General features: G+C 54.9%; 13 protein-coding genes, 6 tRNA genes and 1 other RNA gene. 9 read left to right on the top strand and 11 right to left on the bottom strand.

Annotated elements, in window-relative coordinates; genetic code table 11:
• Positions 1-130: 130 nt before the first annotated feature.
• The 4 genes from ACQKDS_RS10410 to gltX all read right to left on the bottom strand — a co-directional run bounded on the left by ACQKDS_RS10410 (position 131) and on the right by gltX (position 3,774).
• On the bottom strand, positions 131-1,369 hold the full coding sequence (locus ACQKDS_RS10410; RefSeq protein WP_399669367.1) for an Nramp family divalent metal transporter: 1,239 nt from the start codon (positions 1,367-1,369) through the stop codon (positions 131-133).
• A 503-nt stretch (positions 1,370-1,872) separates the two neighbouring features.
• Positions 1,873-1,948, bottom strand: a tRNA-Ala gene (locus ACQKDS_RS10415).
• Between the two features lie 59 nt (positions 1,949-2,007).
• A tRNA-Ala gene (locus ACQKDS_RS10420) sits at positions 2,008-2,083 on the bottom strand.
• A 275-nt stretch (positions 2,084-2,358) separates the two neighbouring features.
• Positions 2,359-3,774 (bottom strand): glutamate--tRNA ligase, encoded by a 1,416-nt coding sequence (gene gltX / locus ACQKDS_RS10425; protein ID WP_399669365.1) that lies wholly within the window; start codon positions 3,772-3,774, stop codon positions 2,359-2,361.
• Between the two features lie 291 nt (positions 3,775-4,065).
• On the opposite strand from gltX, the gene ACQKDS_RS10430 reads away from it, so the two are divergent.
• From ACQKDS_RS10430 to ACQKDS_RS10450, 5 genes are all read left to right on the top strand, one after another.
• Positions 4,066-4,141, top strand: a tRNA-Val gene (locus ACQKDS_RS10430).
• 25 nt (positions 4,142-4,166) lie between these two features.
• Positions 4,167-4,242: transfer RNA gene (locus tag ACQKDS_RS10435), tRNA-Val, on the top strand.
• Between the two features lie 39 nt (positions 4,243-4,281).
• Positions 4,282-4,357, top strand: a tRNA-Val gene (locus ACQKDS_RS10440).
• Between the two features lie 7 nt (positions 4,358-4,364).
• A tRNA-Lys gene (locus ACQKDS_RS10445) sits at positions 4,365-4,440 on the top strand.
• Positions 4,441-4,513: 73 nt separating this feature from the next.
• Positions 4,514-4,639: non-coding RNA, RtT sRNA (locus ACQKDS_RS10450), on the top strand.
• A gap of 183 nt (positions 4,640-4,822) precedes the next feature.
• On the opposite strand, the gene ACQKDS_RS10455 is transcribed toward ACQKDS_RS10450, so the two are convergent.
• The 5 genes from ACQKDS_RS10455 to ACQKDS_RS10475 are packed head-to-tail and all read right to left on the bottom strand — an operon-like array spanning position 4,823 to position 9,604.
• Positions 4,823-5,128 carry a hypothetical protein gene (locus ACQKDS_RS10455; RefSeq protein WP_399669362.1) on the bottom strand — a complete coding sequence of 102 codons (306 nt, stop codon included), beginning with the start codon at positions 5,126-5,128 and terminating at the stop codon, positions 4,823-4,825.
• A gap of 20 nt (positions 5,129-5,148) precedes the next feature.
• A complete protein-coding gene (dhbA, locus tag ACQKDS_RS10460; protein ID WP_399669360.1) occupies positions 5,149-5,904 on the bottom strand; it encodes a 2,3-dihydro-2,3-dihydroxybenzoate dehydrogenase in 756 nt (251 codons plus the stop codon).
• The gene (locus ACQKDS_RS10465; RefSeq protein WP_399669357.1) at positions 5,904-6,758 is read right to left on the bottom strand and encodes an isochorismatase family protein; all 855 of its coding nucleotides are present in this window, start codon (positions 6,756-6,758) and stop codon (positions 5,904-5,906) included. The genes dhbA and ACQKDS_RS10465 overlap by 1 nt, the downstream gene beginning before the upstream one ends.
• Before the next feature lie 3 nt (positions 6,759-6,761).
• Complete coding sequence (locus ACQKDS_RS10470) at positions 6,762-8,390, bottom strand: (2,3-dihydroxybenzoyl)adenylate synthase (protein ID WP_399669354.1); 1,629 nt, start codon at positions 8,388-8,390, stop codon at positions 6,762-6,764.
• Between the two features lie 5 nt (positions 8,391-8,395).
• A complete protein-coding gene (locus ACQKDS_RS10475; RefSeq protein WP_399669351.1) occupies positions 8,396-9,604 on the bottom strand; it encodes an isochorismate synthase in 1,209 nt (402 codons plus the stop codon).
• 203 nt (positions 9,605-9,807) lie between these two features.
• Between ACQKDS_RS10475 and fepB the strand changes: the two genes are divergently transcribed.
• Complete coding sequence (gene fepB / locus ACQKDS_RS10480; protein WP_399669348.1) at positions 9,808-10,758, top strand: Fe2+-enterobactin ABC transporter substrate-binding protein; 951 nt, start codon at positions 9,808-9,810, stop codon at positions 10,756-10,758.
• Here the strand turns inward: fepB and entS are convergent.
• The gene (gene entS, locus ACQKDS_RS10485) at positions 10,745-12,016 is read right to left on the bottom strand and encodes an enterobactin transporter EntS (protein WP_399669345.1); all 1,272 of its coding nucleotides are present in this window, start codon (positions 12,014-12,016) and stop codon (positions 10,745-10,747) included. The two genes, fepB and entS, sit on opposite strands and share 14 nt — an antisense overlap.
• A gap of 135 nt (positions 12,017-12,151) precedes the next feature.
• Between entS and fepD the strand changes: the two genes are divergently transcribed.
• Genes fepD through ACQKDS_RS10500 form a run of 3 tightly spaced genes read left to right on the top strand, consistent with a single transcriptional unit; the run spans position 12,152 to position 15,047 of the window.
• Complete coding sequence (gene fepD, locus ACQKDS_RS10490; RefSeq protein WP_399669342.1) at positions 12,152-13,225, top strand: Fe(3+)-siderophore ABC transporter permease; 1,074 nt, start codon at positions 12,152-12,154, stop codon at positions 13,223-13,225.
• The gene (gene fepG / locus ACQKDS_RS10495) at positions 13,225-14,250 is read left to right on the top strand and encodes an iron-enterobactin ABC transporter permease (protein ID WP_399669339.1); all 1,026 of its coding nucleotides are present in this window, start codon (positions 13,225-13,227) and stop codon (positions 14,248-14,250) included. The genes fepD and fepG overlap by 1 nt, the downstream gene beginning before the upstream one ends.
• Positions 14,247-15,047, top strand: a complete 801-nt coding sequence (locus tag ACQKDS_RS10500; RefSeq protein WP_399669336.1) for an ATP-binding cassette domain-containing protein — start codon at positions 14,247-14,249, stop codon at positions 15,045-15,047. The genes fepG and ACQKDS_RS10500 overlap by 4 nt, the downstream gene beginning before the upstream one ends.
• A 537-nt stretch (positions 15,048-15,584) precedes the next feature.
• On the opposite strand, the gene ACQKDS_RS10505 is transcribed toward ACQKDS_RS10500, so the two are convergent.
• The gene (locus tag ACQKDS_RS10505; protein ID WP_399669747.1) at positions 15,585-19,481 is read right to left on the bottom strand and encodes an enterobactin synthase subunit F; all 3,897 of its coding nucleotides are present in this window, start codon (positions 19,479-19,481) and stop codon (positions 15,585-15,587) included.
• Between the last annotated feature and the right edge of the window lie 77 nt (positions 19,482-19,558).

A 19,558-nucleotide genomic window follows, 5' to 3' on the forward strand; every position in this document is an offset into this window, starting at 1 on the left:
GGGTTGATACCGGCGGGATTTGGCAGCGCGTGATGTTGTTACCCGTAGGGGCGTGGCATGCCCGCGCCCGGTTGGTTGCTTGATGCTGAACCCGAGATGCAGGCCGGGCGTGCCCGACCACTACGGTTGGTTAAAACAGGCTGCTTAACAATAGATAGCCATTCAACCCCACCACGATTAACACGATTAGCCAGCCCAAGCTTTGTATCGTCCGGCTGTTAGTCATATCGCCCATTAATTCACGGTTGCCGGTAAAACGAAGTAGCGGCACCAGTGCCAACGCAATACCGAAACTGAGCAACACCTGGCTCAACACTAGGATGCGCGTCGCATCCATACCCAGCAAAATAACAATAAACGATGGCAACATAGTCACCAAGCGGCGCACCCACAGCGGAATATAGAAGCGCACGAACCCCTGCATCACCACCTGCCCCGCCAACGTCCCCACCACGGTAGAAGACAGCCCTGCCGCCACCAGACTCAACCCGAATACCGTCGCAGCGGCATGCCCCAGCAGCGGTTGTAAAGTCAGATAGGCCTGATCGAGATCGGCGACGCCACTGTGGCCACTAAAGTGAAACGCAGCGGCGGCCGTCGCCATCATCGCCAGATTAACGAACCCGGCGATCGTCATCGCAATCGCCACATCCACTTTGGTTGAGGCATAGCGATCGGCCTTTGAGTTTTTACCCGCCGTCTGCGTCAACGAAGAGTGCAGGTAAATCACGTGCGGCATAATGGTGGCACCAAGTACGCCAGCCGCCAAAAATACCGCATCACCATTGGGTAAATCAGGGATTGCCATGCCTTTGATCAACCCACTCAGCTGTGGCTGAGAGAACACTAATTCAACAATATAGGCCGCGGCCACAAACAGCAGCAGACCACCAATCACCAGCTCTAGTGGCTTCTGGCCGCGTTGCTGTAGCATTAAAATCAAAAAGGTAGCGATACCGGTCAAGATCGCCCCCTCCAGCAGGGTGACACCAAGCAGTAATTTAAAACCAATAGCGGCACCAATAAATTCGGCCAAGTCTGTGGCCATCGCGATAATTTCCGCCTGTACCCAATAAGCCCAGACGGCTGGCCGGGGGAAACGATCACGGATGTGCTCGGCGAGATTTTTACCCGTTGCGATGCCAAGTTTGGCGGATAACAGTTGGATCAACATCGCCATTACGTTGGCCCAAACCACAACCCATAGCAACGTGTAGCCAAAAGCGGCACCCGATTGAATATTGGTGGCAAAATTACCGGGATCGATATAGCCGATGGCGGCGATAAACGCCGGGCCCATCAAAGAAAGTTTAATCTTCCTGGACGGGCGGTTGGTAGTAGAAGAATTAACCGCACGACTGTTCAGCATATCGTTGAGCCCTTACATTTATTAAGCTTACCGATATTTTATCAAGATGATAATAATTATCAATTTCATTTAAAGAGGTGAGGCTTATTTCTGTGATAGATAGCGGCAAACGTTTAACGGACCGCTCGCCGTTCATGCAGCCAGTTGTTGCGCAATAACAGATAAAATAAACCTCTGACGCTCAAGTTATCACAAAAATAACACGAACGCTCAATACTATTAACACTTTGTTCTGCTTTACTTTCTTGCAAAAATTGAGGGGAATTTACGCTATGAATGTCAATATGTGCGCCAAAAATTTGATTACGAAACGTAAGGTTACATAAAACAGCGTTAAGGCTGAATTCCACCCAATCTGGTGCAAACCTTCAGCGTTTTAGCCGCCAAGCAGACATATGTATAAATGCCAAGGCGGTTTTAACAGACTTGATTGAACAAACAGAGGTTGGAAACGGGAAAACAGGAAGCAAAAAGCCGACCATTAGGTCGGCTTTTTTAAATGTTGGTGGAGCTAAGCGGGATCGAACCGCTGACCTCTTGCATGCCATGCAAGCGCTCTCCCAGCTGAGCTATAGCCCCACGAAATGTGGTACGCATTAACCGGCGTTACGGTTTTTGCCAAATTCTTAAAAAGAATTTGGTGGAGCTAGACGGGATCGAACCGTCGACCTCTTGCATGCCATGCAAGCGCTCTCCCAGCTGAGCTATAGCCCCAAGACACAATCACATTGTGTTGTGAACGGGGCGCATAATATGAAACCCGGTAAACCCTGTCAACGGCTAATTTTAAATCCTCGATCAAGCGCTGAAAAAGCCGCCAAATCAGCACATTTATCATCAATTAACGCCCGGTTGACTGAAATAGAAGTGACCGGTGCACCCAGGAAATCCACTGAGGCTTACGCAAATAAAAGAGAAAATAATGGACAGCGCGCTTGCCGGCATCATCAGCTCATGCGCCCTGCTCAACCGCAGGGCGCATGAGAAAATCAGGCCTGAGCTTCGCGCGCAGCAATATAAGCCAAAGCCTGATCGATACGTTGCAATGACCGCTGCTGACCAATAGCGTGGACAGTCACGTCCATGCCCGGTGACTGACCTGCACCGGTGACGGCAACGCGCAATGGCATACCGACTTTGCCCATCCCCACACCCAGCTCATCTGCGGTGCCTTGGATCGCATTATGCACATTTTCTGCTGTCCACACGCTGATGGCAGCCAGTTTAGCGCGAACTGCTTCCAGCGGCTGGCGTGCCACCGGGCGCAGGTGTTTCTTCGCCGCATCAGCATCAAACTCACTGAAGTCTTCGTAGAAATAGCGGCAAGAGGCAGCCATCTCTTTCAGTGTTTTACAGCGTTCCCCCAACAGCTTGACGATCTCTTTCAGTTCTGGGCCGTTACGCGTTTCAATACCCAACTGTTCCACGTGCCACGCCAGATGTACTGCAACCTGTTCCGCCGGCATATGGTTAATATAGTGGTGATTGAGCCATTGCAGTTTCTCGGTATTGAACGCACTGGCCGATTTGCTGATCGCGTCCAAGGTGAAGAACTGTTTCATTTCTTCAATAGAGAAGATTTCCTGATCGCCATGAGACCAACCTAAACGCACCAGGTAGTTCAACAACGCTTCTGGCAAATAGCCATCATCGCGGTACTGCATTACGCCTACGGCGCCATGACGTTTGGACAGCTTCTTACCGTCGTCACCCAAGATCATAGAGACGTGGGCATATTCCGGTACCGGCGCACCCAGCGCTTTAAGAATGTTGATCTGGCGTGGGGTATTGTTGATATGGTCTTCACCACGGATCACATGCGTAATTTCCATATCCCAATCGTCAACTACAACGCAGAAATTGTAAGTTGGTGAGCCATCAGTACGACGGATGATCAGATCATCCAACTCCTGATTGCTGAATTCGATAGGGCCACGAATCTGATCGTTGAAGATCACTGAGCCTTCTTGAGGATTGCGGAAACGTACCACATGCGGTTCATCCGCTGTATGGCTACATTGGCTATCGCGGCAATGGCCGTCATAACGCGGCTTTTCGCCATTTTCCATTTGCTTTTCGCGTAGCGTTTCCAATCGCTCTTTGGAACAGTAGCAACGGTAAGCCGTGCCCTGCTCTAACATTTCATCAATAACAGCGTTATAACGGTCAAAACGTTTGGTCTGATAATACGGGCCTTCGTCCCAATCCAGATTCAGCCAGTTCATCCCATCCATAATGGCGTCGATAGCATCCTGCGTGGAGCGCTCCAAATCGGTATCTTCGATACGCAAAACGAATTCGCCGCCAGCATGGCGGCTGAATAACCAGGAGTAAAGCGCAGTACGCGCGCCGCCGACGTGCAGATAGCCAGTTGGGCTGGGTGCAAAGCGGGTTTTGATTTTCATTGGAAAGCAGCCTTATTACGCAACGCGTGCCAGCGGGTGCTGGCAATTGCTCGGAATTGGAAAAAGTGAGCAACATTGTATCACCACGCGCTAATTCCTCAACGCCGACACGGCATCAGCCGATGCTATTTCATCAATGTTGCGCAGCTTTTCGCATAACAGTGCACAAAGAATCCTCAGCAGTGGCGATAATTATCGCATCCTGTTTAAATTTACGGCGAACGATTGAAATCATTTTAAAAACCGTTGACTCACTTTCAACTATCCCTATAATGCGACTCCAACAAGACGGGGCGATTAGCTCAGTTGGTAGAGCATCTCCTTTACACGGAGGGGGTCGGCGGTTCGAGCCCGTCATCGCCCACCATCTTGTTAAGCAGTGAGAAAAATGAGGGTGATTAGCTCAGTTGGTAGAGCATCTCCTTTACACGGAGGGGGTCGGCGGTTCGAGCCCGTCATCACCCACCATCATTTTCTTGCTCAAGCAGTACCTGGAAGTCCTGAAGTGGGTGATTAGCTCAGTTGGTAGAGCATCTCCTTTACACGGAGGGGGTCGGCGGTTCGAGCCCGTCATCACCCACCACTTCTACGGGTCGTTAGCTCAGTTGGTAGAGCAGTTGACTTTTAATCAATTGGTCGCAGGTTCGAATCCTGCACGACCCACCAATTTAGAGAAAAGCGCCTTTAGGCGCTTTTTTCGCATTTGCGCTCCGCAATCACTTCCGACATTAATAGGACATGTTCCCCAAGGTCGTGTTGGATGAGAACCTGCGTTCAGGTTCGAGCCGAGCGAAGCGAGACGACAACGCACAGCGTTGCCCGCAGGGCGAGGCCAAAGGCCGAGTCAACCCTGCACGACCCACCAATTCAGAGAAAAGCGCCTTTAGGCGCTTTTTTCGTTTCTAGCCACTACGTTTATCACCGGTCGTAGTGGCCGGGCACGCCCGGCCTGCATCTCGGATTCAGCATCAAACAACCAACCGGGCGCGGCGTGCCACGCCCCTACGGGTAACAACATCACTCGCTGCCAAATCCCGCCGGTATCAAACTACCGTAGTGGACGGGCGCGCCCGGCCTGCATCTCGGGTTCAGCATCAAGCAACCAACCGGGCGCGGCGTGCCACGCCCCTACGGGTAACAACATCACTCGCTGCCAAATCCCACCGGTATCAACCCACCGTAGTGGCCGGGCACGCCCGGCCTGCATCCCGTATTCAGCATCAAACATCCGGCCGGGCGCGGCATGCCACGCCCCTACGGGTAACAACATCACTCGCTGCCAAATCCCGCCGGTATCAACCCACCGTAGTGGCCGGGCACGCCCGGCCTGTATTGCGTATTCGACATCAGACAACCGGCCTCTCGGCCACTTCCTCACGCAGCCAGCGTTGCGCCGCCATCGATCACAATGTCTTGCATCGTAATGTGGCTCGCCAGATCCGACGCCAAGAACAAGATCGCATTGCTGACATCCTGTGGCTGTGCGATTTTGCCCAGCGGAATCCCCAATTTAAACTGTTCAGGAAAACCCTGAATGGTTTTCTGCTCGCCGCTGGCATCTTGCCACATCCCTTGCTGCATCGGCGTGTTGGTTGAACCGGGTGACACCAAGTTCGAACGCACACCATAGGTTGCCATCTCTAAACCAACGGTCTGGCATAGGCTCCGTAGCGCAGCTTTCGAGGCGCAATACGCCGCCATGCCCACACGCGGCACATGCGCCGCATTGGAGGCAATGCTGACAATCGCGCCACGCCGCTGGCGGCGAAATACCGGTAACGCATGGCGGAACATGTTAAACGCCCCGCCAGCATTCACATTAAGGCAAGCCATCCAATCTGCCGCACTGGTTTCATCAATCATCCCGATACGCAAGATTCCGGCACCATTCACCAGTACGTCCAACTCAGCCTGTTCCACCAGCAGACGCGTACAAACGGCATCTACCGCTGCGGCGTCAGCAATATCTAACACTTCGGTACGGAACGGATAATTCTGCGCATCAAAACGCAGATCAAATCCCACTACCTCGGCACCTGCCGCGGCAAAATCCAGCGCGGTTTGCAAGCCAATCCCCGCCCCCGCACCGGTCACCCACACGCGTTTACCGCTAAAGCTCCCTGCACTCATCACGCTTTCTCCCCTGAAAGCAGCGCCCACCAACTGTCAATGGTCGGGCTTTTAGCCAGCGCAATGAAATCTATATCGGCACGAATTTTGCGCCAACGTGTCGCCAACTCCATAATGCGCACCGAATCCAAACCGTAATCGATCAGGTTTTCATCGTTGCCCATCTCTTCGCTATCTTCGTCCAACAGCGGCATAATTTGCTGGCGCAAAGCGTCTTTGCTGGCGATACCGGGCAGCAAATCGGCAGTGGTCACCACGCGGCCACAGCGCCCGGCGGTGTAACGCAGCGCCATCAGGTGCTCATCGCGAGAGAAATCCGCCAACCCGTCCGCCACCATGAACGGCTTAATGTTACGCATAAATGCATCGATCGCCGTCGTCAGGCAACCGATATGCGCGTATACGCCACAAATAATCAGTTGGTCATGGCCGGACTCGTGCAAAATCTCCTGCAAGGGCGAGCGATGAAAGGCGCTGTAGCGCCATTTCACCAATACGGTATCATCAGGTTCTGGCGCCAACGCAGCCACGACCGCCTGCTGTTCGGGGTGTTTGTTGAGCCCCGGCCCCCACATATCATTCAACAATGCGCGGTCTTCATCACTTTGATCATTGGGTTGCGCGGTGTAATACACCGGTATACCTTGCGATTTACAGTAACGACGCAGATTGGCAATGTTGTCCACCACCTGCTTAATCAACGGGCTATCTTCCCCCCAAAAATTGAGGAAATATTGCTGCATGTCGTGGATCAGCAAGGCGGCGCGTTGCGGTTCGAACGCCCAATTAACCTTGTTAGCCGGCATCTCGTCTGCCGTTGGCAACGCATAATCATTAAGCTTAGGAATGGCCATCGATCACTCTCCCCGGACCTGAGTTAGTTGCTGCGCCTCCAAACGTTGGCGCAAAAGTTTTTTGTCTACTTTGCCGACCGGCGTCAGCGGCAGGTGTTCAACTTGCACAAAGCGGTCGGGTAATTTAAATTCCGCAACGCCCTGCTCGCGCAAATGACGTCGCAGCACGACCGGCTTCAATGTTTCTGTGGCAATAAAATAGGCACAACTCTTTTCACCCATTAATGCATCCGGCATGGAAACCAACGCAGCGTTAATCACCGACGAGTGGCGTAACAACAGATTTTCGATCTCTTCGGCGGCAATCTTCTCGCCTCCCCGATTGATTTGATCTTTCTGCCGCCCTTCCACACAAATGTAACCCGCTTCGGTTAGGCGAATAAGATCGCCTGAACAGTAAAAACCCTGCTCATCAAACGCCTCTGCGTTGTGTTCTGGGCTTTGGTAATAACCCCGGAAGGTATAAGGGCCACGCGTCATCAACCGCCCGACCTGCCCGACCGGCAACGGGTTGCCCTCGTCATCCGCTACCCAGACCTCATCATCCGGTGACATCGGTCGCCCTTGGGTTGTCAGGACGTGACAATCGTCATCATCAAGCTGGGTATAGTTCACCAGCCCTTCCGCCATACCAAACACTTGCTGAAGCTGGCAGCCAATCTCAGCAGGAATACGTGCCGCCAACGTTTCACCCAGTTTGGCACCGCCTACCTGTAATAATTTCAGGCTGGCAAGCTGTTGATTGCCACCCCACTCTTCAATCGCCTGTAACCACAGCGTCACTGCCGGTGGTACCAGCGCGGTGACGGTAATCTGATGTTGTTCAATCAGGTTGAAGCATTGGGCCGCATCAGGATCGGCCGCAAACACCGCCAAGCCTGCGGCATAGAACACGCCTAACACACCGGGCGAACTCATCGGATAGTTATGCGCCGCCGGCAGTGCACACAGATAGCGCGTTTCACGCGTAAAGTGGCAAACCTCTACGCTGCGACGGATGCTGTAGTAATAGTCGTTATGCGTCCGTGGGATCAGTTTTGGCGTACCGGTGCTGCCACCGGAAAGCTGGAAGAACGCCACCTGATCGGCCGCAGACGGCGTGGCGCAAAAACCGGTACTGTCTTCTGCCAGCATGGCTGACAGTGACTGTTCGCCCTGCGGTTGATTACGCAGCGCCACCACGCGGATGGACGGATGCGCGGCGCGGAAATCCGTCAAGAAATCATCATTGGCGAATAAACCATGCAAACGATCGGCAATCACAATCGCCGGTTTAATCTGAGACGCATACGCGTTTAATTCACTACGCTGATGGCTAAACAGCGCATTGACCGGCGCAACGCCGATTTTCAACAGCGCAAAAAAGGTGACATAAAACTCCACCACGTTGCCAAGCTGAACCAGTGCGGTTTCACCCGGTTTTACGCCACGGCGCAGCAATGCCGCGGCCAAGCGATCGGATTGCTGATGTAATTGGCGATAGCTCAAACGATTTGCCGGATCGACCAGTGCGATACTGTCGTTTTCCGCCTGCCGGGTGAGAATATCGGTCAACGGCTGGTCAATCCAATAGCCGCGCTCGCGATAACGCCGGGCAAACGCATCCGGCCAGGGGGTAAAAGCAATGCTCATTTTTCTTATCCTTGATTCAAACCAAATGCGCGCAAAATTGTGCTGAGCTTGGTGCCGGTTTCATGCCACTCAGATTCTGGCGAAGAATCCTGCACGATGCCTGCGCCAGCAAACAGGCGTACCTGCTTGCCGTTAACGGTGCCGCAACGGATGGTCACGACCCACTCGCCATTGCCTTCAGCATCACACCAGCCAACAATGCCGCCGAACAGGCCGCGTTCAAACGGCTCCAGTGCGGAAATCAACTCCCGCGCAACCGGGGTCGGCGTGCCGCATAACGCCGGTGTCGGGTGCAACAAACAGGCCAATGACAGCGCATTTTCCTTTCGTGAATCCACCTCACCATCAATCGGCGTCGACAGATGCCACAACGTGGTCGTGCTGAGTAACTCTGGCGTGGAGGGAATATTCAAATAACGGCAGCGGTCGGCCAGCACTGCGCGCATACCTTCTGTAACAAAACGGTGCTCATAATGGTCTTTGCTCGATGCCAACAGTTGCTGGCTGATGTCTCGATCGCGCTGAGGATCGACATCACGACGGGCGGATCCCGCCAGCGGGTTGGAGTAGAACTGCGCGCCAGATTTTCGCAGCAGTAATTCTGGGCTAGCACCCAGCAACGCGCCTTCTTCCAACGGGACATGGAAATGGAAGCCGTTCGGATTTTGCGCAATGATGCGCGCCATCAGCGCCTGCCGATCCACTGGCTGAACGGTTTCAATTTCCAACAGCCGCGACAGCACCACTTTGTCCAGTTTATCCGTGCGGGTCACCGCCACCGCATCGCTGACCATTTGCATGAAGGGCACCTGCGGCGGCAATTCCGTTTTATGCGCAATATCCGGCCCGGTGTTGATGTCATCGCTCTGCGCGGCCATAAAAGCATCGCGTTCGAACCAGTGAGTCTGTTGAGGAATGAACAACGCCGAGGGTTGGCGGGTATCAAAGGGGATAGCGCCACACAGCACTGGCTTTTTGATGCCCGCCATGCGCGCCTCACTAAAAGCATGCTGCACCGCCTGCTGAAACTCCCCGCGCACATCATCGCCACCAATCGCGGGCAAACTGATTTTAGTGAAACATCCCTGCGTATTCAGGCTACGAAAAGGAGAAGTGAAAAAGAAACCGGAGGCCGGTGAGACCTTTGGTTGCTCACGGCCAGACGCCTCACTTTCCTGTTGCTGTTGTTGAGCACCATTCACGGCTGCATCCATCGGTACGCCCTCTATAAGTTGTCAATAATAACCAATATAATAATGATTATCATTTGTATTTCTTGGGCGCTAAATTACCTTCCGCGATTTGCTATGTCAATAAACGTAAGCACTTCTTTCCCATCATAATCATGGTATAAATGGTGTGGTATTATCTAGATAAATGATAAGCATTAGTATTTAACCAACAAGGATTACCTGGCATGAAGAAAATCCTGCTTTTCGGATTGGCATTGTTCGCCGTCACCGCCGTACAGGCGGCCTCCCCCCCGTGGCCGCGTCAGATTGAAACCACCCACGGTGTTGTTACCCTCAAACACCCCCCTACACGCATCGTCTCTACCAGCGTGACGGTGACCGGTACATTACTGGCTATCGATGCGCCAGTGATTGCCAGTGGGGCTGCCAGTGTCAACGGTAAACTGACCGATAAGCAAGGCTTCTTCCGCCAGTGGGCAGACATTGCGGCACAGCGCGGGGTTAAGCGCCTGTATATCGGTGAACCTAACGCCGAAGCAATAGCCGGGGAAGCGCCAGATTTGATTGTTATGTCCGCCACCGGCGGCGATTCTGCCCTGCGCTTGTACGATCAGTTAACCGCCATTGCGCCGGTGCTGGTGGTTAACTACGACGATAAAAGCTGGCAACAACTCGCCAAAAAACTGGGTTACGCTACCGGGCGTGACGCACAGGCTGAAAAGTTAACCGCTGATTTCGCTGCGCGTGAGCAAGCGCTGAAGCAACACATGCAACTGCCGCCCCAGCCAATATCCGCATTGGTCTATCGTCAAGACGGCAAGGCCGCCAATCTGTGGACGACCGAGTCGTCACAAGGGCAGATGCTACAGCAACTCGGTTTCACGCTGGCACAACCGCCAGCCACACTGGACAACAGCACCAGCATGGGTGTACGGAACGATATTATTCAACTGAGCGGCGAGAATCTGGCAGAAGGATTGAATGGTCAAACACTGTTGCTGTTCGCTAACGATGACGGCGATCTCCAGCATCTGATGAGCAATAAATTCTTGGCGCATTTGCCTGCAGTGCAAAACAAGCAGGTCTATGCCATGGGCAATGAGACTTTCCGATTGGATTACTACAGCGCCAGCAACCTGCTGACGCTGTTAGAGAAACAGTTTACTTCCCACTAGTTTGCAATACTGCGGGCTGGGGTTGCGGCTCCGGCTCGCGCAGCGTCACCTGGCGCAACCCGCCCATCACCACTACCAATACCCCCCCCAGCAGCGCCGCGCCAAAACCGAAACTGGTCGAGGTGAGGGCTGGCAACATAAACGCTCCCATCGCGCCCAACAACAACGCGCCTAACGCATCCCCCACCACGTTCTGTGCGGTCCACAATCCATTGATGCGCCCCAGCAAGGCATCTGGCGTCAAGTTCTGGATGAGCGCATATTGCAACAGAGAATTGAGCGCGCTCAAATAACCGAAAACCACCAGACACGCCAGCGCTAAACCGTACCAAGGCATCACACCAAACAGGCCAATGGCGACAAACGCTGCAATCGCGGTGATCAGCATCATCCAGCCAGGGCGAGCCACGTGCGCTACACGGCCACTGGTAAATGCGCCTATTGCCGCACCCAGCGGCACCGCTGCATACATAAAGCCAAGGCTGGACGCGCCAATCTGCCAGTCCGTCGCCAATGCAGGATATAAAATCCGCACCGCACTGGCCATCGTCAGTAAGGCACCAATCAGTGCGACCATCCCGATCACTTTATTTTCAAACAGGAAGCGGAAACCACCGACCAACGCTTTTAACGGATGCTCACGCGGCTGCGGTGGCGGCATTAACTGCGGTAATTGCAGCAGTGGCACTAACGTTATTAACGTACCTAACGCCGCCAGCCCGTAATTCCATGCCACACCTGCGTGAGCGATCACCAATCCCCCTACCGCAGGTGACAAAATCGAGCCAAAACGCACCGTCAGCATGCTGATAGCACCGGCCTGGACGATATTTTCACGCCCCACCAGTGCCGGTGTCGCCGCCAACAGCGCCGTCACGCCCACCGCACCAAAGAAACCATCCCACACCGACAATAAATAAATCGCCGTTAGCGACGGTGTCGGCAACGCGGCATTAATGCACATGCCAACGAAACCGATGCCGCACGTCGAACGCGCAAATAAAATTAAACGGCGACGCTCATAACGGTCGGCTAACACGCCGCCCATCAATAAACCGGCAAACATGCCGCATCCCGCTAACGTCACGGCTAAGCCAACCAGCAGCGTCGATCCCGTTAGCGCTTGAATTTGTACCGGAATAGCGATGGCCATCAACCCCAACGCTAAAATAGAAATAAAGCGTGCGCAAAATACGGCACGGAACGCCCGATTGGCCTTGAGCAGACCAAAATCAAGCAAAATCGAAGGCTTACTCATTCGTCTATCACCACAGTATTAAAAAGGGATTGTGCGCTTGCTACTGCACTGGAACATCAACTCATGCTACCATAGATGAACACTATCAATAATGATAATAAATATCATTTATATTCAATTAAATCATAGGCTGTCATGTTCCGGCTTACACACCATTGCTCGCATTCCGCCCCTGCCGCGCAGGAGCAACTGATTTTCGGCACTACCCGGTCTTTTCGCCGCAGGCTCTACGCCCTGCTGTTCGCGCTACTGGTTTTACTGCTGTTAATGGCGCTGAGCCTGGCGCTGGGGGCAAAATCCATACCTTTTAGCACGGTTATTCAGGCGCTTAACGGCCAATGTACCCATGCTGACTGTGTGATCGTCACCGACGCACGTCTGCCGCGCACGCTGGCTGGGTTACTTGCCGGTATCGCTCTCGGGCTTGCGGGAGCATTAATGCAAACACTGACCCGCAACCCACTTGCCGATCCCGGTATTCTCGGCATTAATGCCGGAGCCGGTTTTGCCGTAGTGCTTGGCATTACGCTATTTGGTGCCACCGACGTCAGCCATTATTTGTGGTTCGCCTTCGCGGGTGCGCTAGCTGCATCGCTGTTAGTGGCACTGGTGGGCGCACTGGGCCGCAGCACGCTAAACCCGATTCGCCTGACGCTGGCAGGGGTAGCGCTCGCCGCAGTGTTAGAAGGCATGACCTCTGGCATTGCGTTACTTAATCCGTTGGTCTTCGATCAACTGCGCTTCTGGCAAGCTGGAACGCTGGATATTCAAAGCATGCAGGTCGTGCGTACGGTGGCATTGCCCATTGTTCTCGGTACGCTGATTACGCTGTGGTTGACCAAGGCACTGAACAGTCTGAGCATGGGCAGCGAACTGGCCGCCGCCTTGGGTACCGGTATCGTACGTACCCAACTGTTGGGCCTGCTGGCAATTACTTTATTATGCGGGGGCGCTACCGCCGCCGTTGGGCCGATTGCCTTTGTCGGCTTGATGATGCCACATGTGGCTCGCCGTCTGGCCGGTTCTGAGCTGCATTGGATTTTACCGTGGACGCTGGTACTCACGCCGATTCTGTTGCTCAGCGCCGATTTACTCGGCCGCTTCCTGGTCGCTGGCGAACTGCGCGTGTCTATCGTTACCGCGATGATTGGCGCACCGGTGCTCATTATGCTGGTACGTCAGCGTCATATGTTCAGGAGGAGCAACTGATGTCGATGTTCAGCACCCCGCTGATGAATAAACATCGTCCTGCCCGGCTGTCGCAGCCGATATTAACCGCGTTGCTATTGCTGGTGGCCTGCGTAATGTTGGCGATCTACGCACTCGGCTCCGGCACCTTATCACTCAGTGCAATGCAGGTCATCGATGCGTTGCACGGTGAAGGCCCCGCTAACCTCACGGTGATCGTCAGCCAATGGCGCTTACCACGTGTGGCAATGGCGCTACTATTAGGTGCGGCACTTGGCATCAGCGGAGCTATTTTCCAATCGTTGCTTCGTAACCCGCTGGGCAGCCCTGACGTGATTGGTTTCAACACCGGCGCCTACAGCGGCGTTCTGGTCGCCATTGTGTTATTCAACGGTGGCATCATGGGCATCACCAGCGGAGCGCTGGTAGGCGGATTGACGACGGCGGCATTGATTTATCTGCTGGCATGGCGCAATGGTGTAGACGCATTCAGGCTGATTATTGTCGGCATCGCCGTGCGCGCGCTGTTGGTCGGAGCCAATACCTGGTTGATTATCACCGCGTCACTGGAATCAGCTATGACCGCCGGGTTGTGGAGCGCGGGATCGTTAAATGGCGTGACCTGGGCGAAAAGCCAACCGGTACTGCTGATTATTGCCCTTGCGCTCCTGTTGCTCTGGGTGTTATCGCGCCGTATGCGTCTGTTGGAAATGGGGGATGATACTGCCTGTGCGCTGGGCGTTACCGTTGAGCGCTCCCGCATGCTTTTGCTATTGCTCGGCGTTATGCTCACCGCAGCGGCCACCGCCGTTGCCGGGCCTATCTCCTTTATTGCACTCGTTGCCCCGCAAATCGCTCGCCGCCTGTGCGCTAATCGTCATGTATTGCTGTTAACCGCGCTGACCGGCGCTTTGCTGCTACTGTTGGCCGACATCGCCGCACAGCGCTTGTTTTTACCGTATCAGTTACCCGTTGGGGTATTGACCGTTAGTATCGGTGGAATCTATCTGATTTGGTTGTTAATCCGTGAGTCACGAAAAAAATGAATACTGACACGCTGTTATCCGCGCCGCTGCGCGCCGAGAACCTGACCTTGGGTTATGACAAAAAAACCGTGGCGAGTAATCTCTCCGTTTCCATCCCTCAGGGAGAATTGACGGTGATTATTGGCCCGAATGCTTGCGGTAAATCGACGCTGCTGCGTACTCTCAGCCGCCTGATGCAACCGCAGGAAGGTGCGGTTTGGTTGAATGGTAAATTAATTCGCGAATACGCGACGAAAGAAGTAGCGCGTCAGTTAGGGCTGTTACCGCAAAGCTCAATTGCCCCCGGCGATATTACCGTGTTTGATCTGGTCGCTCGCGGGCGTTACCCCCATCAAGGTCTGTTCAGCCGTTGGCGCGAAGAAGATCAACGGGCCGTCGAGGGCGCGATGCGCGCCACCGGTGTCGCCGATCTGGCAGAACAGGCGGTTGATACACTGTCCGGTGGGCAGCGCCAACGGGTGTGGATCGCCATGGTATTAGCGCAACAGACGCCGCTGCTGCTGCTGGATGAGCCAACCACTTGGCTGGACATTACACACCAAATCGATCTGTTAGAGTTAATGCGCCAACTAAACCGTGAGAACGGCCATACGCTGGTGGTGGTGCTGCATGATTTGAATCATGCTTGCCGTTACGCCACTCATCTGATTGCCATGCGCGGCGGGAAGGTAATTGCAGAAGGCGCGCCGAAAGCGATTGTTACACCAGAACTTATCGAACAAGTTTACGGCCTGAAATGCATGATCATTGACGATCCTGTATCGCACACGCCACTGGTTGTCCCACTAGGCAAGTAATCTAGGTGTAGCGGATATGACATTACCAACTGGCTGATACGTTGTGCTCGTAGTGGCCGGGTATGCCCGGCCTGCATTACCTATTGCGTATTCGGCATCCGCCAAAAAACGGGCGCGGCATGCCACGCCCCTACGGGTAACAACATCACGCGCTGCCAAATCCCGCCAGTATCAACCCACCGTAGTGGCCGGGCATGCCCGGCCTGCATTACCTATTGCATATTCGGCATCCGTCAAAAAACGGGCGCGGCGTGCCACGCCCCTACGGGTAACAACATCACGCGCTGCCAAATCCCGCCAGTATCAACCCACCGTAGTGGCCGGGCATGCCCGGCCTGTATTACCTATTGCGTATTCGGCATCCGTCAAAAAACGGGCGCGGCGTGCCACGCCCCTACGATAAATCCATGCCGTATTGACACAACCCAAGCGGATATAACAATCACCGTAGTGGCCGGGCATGCCCGGCCTGCATTACCTATTGCGTATTCGGCATCCGTCAAAAAACGGGCGCGGCCGCCCCCCCTCCAACTCCGGTTATACAGTACGCAGCACGCGATTTAGCAACGGTCCCAACACGGTGAATGATGCCGGTGAAACGATATCGACGTGTGCGCAATCCAACTCATGTACCTGCAACGCATCAACGTATTCCGCCCAGGTTTTCTGCACGTCCATACCTTCTTGCAAGGTACGTTTGGCAACAAACAGCGTTGCCTGCCCCTTGAAGGTGGCCGTATGCGTATGGGAAAGCAAACGCACCGAATCGGCATAGTTGGCTTCGATATTGTCAAACATCGCCACACGGCTTTCACCCAACGCGGGATCAAGCGCCTCTTCCGACACTGCCAAGAACTGTTCGCGCTCGCGCTGCACTTCTTTCAGTACGTTATCATCGAGCATCACATCCCAATTTTGGGTTTCCGGCGGATAGGTATCCAACAGACCCAAGAATGCGACTTCTTCACCCCGCGCCTGTAAGCGCGCGGCGATGCCTTGTGCTAACGTCCCGCCAAGCGAATAGCCAATAAAGTGATACGGCCCATGTGGCTGCACGTCCAGTACCGTTGCCAAGTGCGCATCACAAACCTGATCCATATCCTCGCTTAACACCAACGGGCCATCCGGCCGCGGCGACTGAATCCCCACCAGCGACCAATGCTGATCGATATAACGCGGCAGCACGCTAAATTGCCAAGAGAACCCAGAGGCCGGATGCAGGCAGAACAGCGTTGGGCCGTCAGTAATACGCAATGGCAACACGCGTTCAAAACCACACTGGTCAGCCTCTTCCTGTGTGCGATCTTCCGCCAGCAGCTGCGCCAATTGTTCTACCTTTGACGCCACCATAATCTGCCCGACCGACACAGCTTTATCGAGATCGCGCCGCAGCTCGGCCGCCAGACGCATCGCGAGCAGCGAATGGCCGCCAAGCGCAAAGAAGTCATCGTCGGCAAATACATCTTCACGCTGCAGCAAACGGGCAAATACCGCTGCAATTGCCGTTTCCAACCCCGGCTGCGGTTCCCGCCCGGCGCTGCGCGTGCCGGTTTGCGGCTGCGGCAGCGCTTTACGATCCAGCTTGCCGTTGGCGCTAAGCGGTAACGAATCCATCGCGACCAACGCCACCGGCACCATATGTGGCGGCAAACGATCGGCCAATGCCGCTTTCAGTACATCAAGATCTAAACTCACGCCCGGCTGTGCCACCAGATAGCCCACCAATTGGCGTGTATCGCCGCCGGTTTCCGCCGGCGTACCTTCCAGTACGAGCGCATGGCTGACGGCCTGCTGAACGCCAGGCAATGAAAGCAGCGCATGATCAATTTCACTCAACTCAATACGCTGCCCACGAATTTTCAACTGATCGTCGCTGCGGCCAAGATATTCCACTTCTCCCCCCGGCAACCAGCGTGCCACGTCGCCAGTGCGGTACATTCGATCTCCATTACCGAACGGATCGGCAACAAACCGGCTGGCCGTCAGTTCTGCGCGTCCTAAATAACCGTGCGCCAATTGCACGCCGGTCAAATATAAATCCCCCGCGACGCCGGGCGGCACTGGCCGCAAGCGTGCATCGAGGATGCGCAGCCCGGTATTCCATACCGGCAAACCAATCGGTACGTTAGCAGCGGTGACTGCGGCCAAGGCTTCGCCCCACGCCGGATGCCAACTCACATCCACCGCAGCTTCCGTCGGGCCATACAGATTGTGCAATGGAACTGCCGTGCGGCTCTGCCACAGGCGGCATAGCTCGGCGGGCAAGGCTTCGCCACTGCAGAACACGCGGCGTAAACTGGCGCATTGCCCCACCGCGTCGTCGCTGTCTAACGCGCTGACAAACGCAGCCAACATTGAGGGAACAAAGTGCATCGTCGTCACGCGATGGCGCGCAATCAAATGTTGTAGCTGTTGCGGATCGCGGTGCGCTTCCGGTGGTGCCATCACCAGTTGCGCCCCCACCATCAGCGGCCAAAAGAATTCCCACACCGACACATCAAAACTGCACGGTGTTTTTTGTAACACCACATCGTCCGAGGCCATTGGATAGTGATTTTGCATCCACAGCAGGCGATTAACGATCGCCTGATGCCCCACCAAAACGCCTTTCGGCCGCCCGGTCGAGCCGGATGTGAAGATAATATAAGCCGGATGATGCGGCGTTGGCCCCGCCACCGCTACCCCGGCGGCATGGTCGGCCGCCAACGGCGCATCGTAGAGTAGAATCTCACCCTGTCCGGCGAAACGCGCCTGCTGCGCCGGTTCGGTGATAATCAGACGCGGTGCAGCATCCTCCAGCATCATACTCAAGCGTTCATCGGGATAACCGGTATCCAGCGGTAAATAGGCGGCTCCGGCTTCGACAATGGCCATCAGCGCCAGCGACAGGAATACCGAGCGCGGCAGCGCCACGGCAACAATGTCACCTGGCTGTACGCCCTGAGCACTCAGTTGCCGCGCCAATGCGCTGACCTGTTCACGCGTTTCACGGTAGGTAAAACGATAATGCGCATCGGCCAGCGCCGGCGCATCCGGCGTTTGCTGAGCCTGTTGCGCCAGCAGAGCGCTCAGCGTCTGCATCGGCAGTGGATGCACAGTATCGTTAACGCGGTTTAGCAAGGCATGATCGTCAGCGGTCAATAAATCCGCCTCTCCCACCGGCAACTGCGGCTGGGCGCTAAACTGGCTTATCAGCAACGGTAAGCGTTGCAAATGGGCGGCCAGCTCATCACGCTGATAGCGCTCAGCATTGGCTAACAATTCCACCTTCAATTGACCGCGCTCATCGATAAACAGGGCAATTTCCAGATCGCGCACCGGTCCAGAGGCTAAATCATGCGTGATTCCCGTCATGCCGGCAAAATCGAGCTGGTAATCAAACATTTTGAAGTTGAATACCGTACCGTACAGCGGTTGCGCGTTCCCCACATGCCCCAAATCGCGCGGTATCTGTTCCGCATCGTAGCGCTGATGGCGGCGAACCGTCTTCAATTCACGGCTGATACGCGCCGCGGCGTCAACCAAAGTGGCCTGCGGATCAATGTGCATCTCCATGGGAAGCACGTTAATCACCGGACCGGTGGCGCACAATGCCGCAGAACCGGTGCGGCGCATGAAGATGAACCCGGCACTGAAATGGGATTGGCCACTTAGGCGCGACACCCACAGCGCTAACAATGCCACCGCCATATCTGCGGCACTCAACTGCTGCTGATGGCCTAATGCTACCAAAGGCGCGAACGCTGCCGCAGCGCAGCGTTGGGTCAACCGATGAATACGGGTGGTTGGCGCTTGCCCGACTAAGGGTTGCGGGCACAACGTCGCCGCCGGTGGCAATTGAGCGGCTTTATTGAACCAAAAATCAGCGTCGCGTCGCCGGCCAGCGGATTGCTGATACGTCTGGTATTCCGCGACCACCTCACTAAACGGCGTGAACGGCGTCGGCTCGGGCTGTTCACCGTGATGCAGGCGGGTATAAATATTGGCGATCCGGCGCGTAATAGCGGTGAAGCTAAACCCATCCACCACCAGATGATGATAGCGCTGATACCAGTACCAGCGGTTCTCCCCCAAATACATGACAACGTGGCGATACAACGGCGCTCCGCTGCTGACGCGTAGCTCGCCGGACAAATCAATTTGCATCAATGCCTGCGCTGCCGCATCAGGATTCGGTGAGGTGGATAGATCGTGGTATTCCGGCGTTTCTATCGCCATCGTGGCATCAAACCACTGCACCGGCACGCCGTCGCGCTCCTCGAAACGCAATTGCAGGGTATCCACTTCAGCCAGCCCCAACGCAATCGCGCGCAGCAGGCAATCCTTATCCAGCTTGCCATTCAGCTCAATATAGTGCGCCACCGCGTAAGCATTGCCGTACGGTGAAATGTGGTCGGCGACCCAAATGCCTGATTGCGCAGCCACCAACGGCATTTCTACGCTCACCGCGTGATCGGCCGGTAATATTGACGTTTCTGACACAGTTCTGATTCCTATTGTTGGTATACCCT

Origin of the sequence: Serratia sp. NPDC078593, from assembly GCF_050268245.1 — a bacterium.
Taxonomy (GTDB): Bacteria; Pseudomonadota; Gammaproteobacteria; order Enterobacterales; family Enterobacteriaceae; genus JBNNGK01.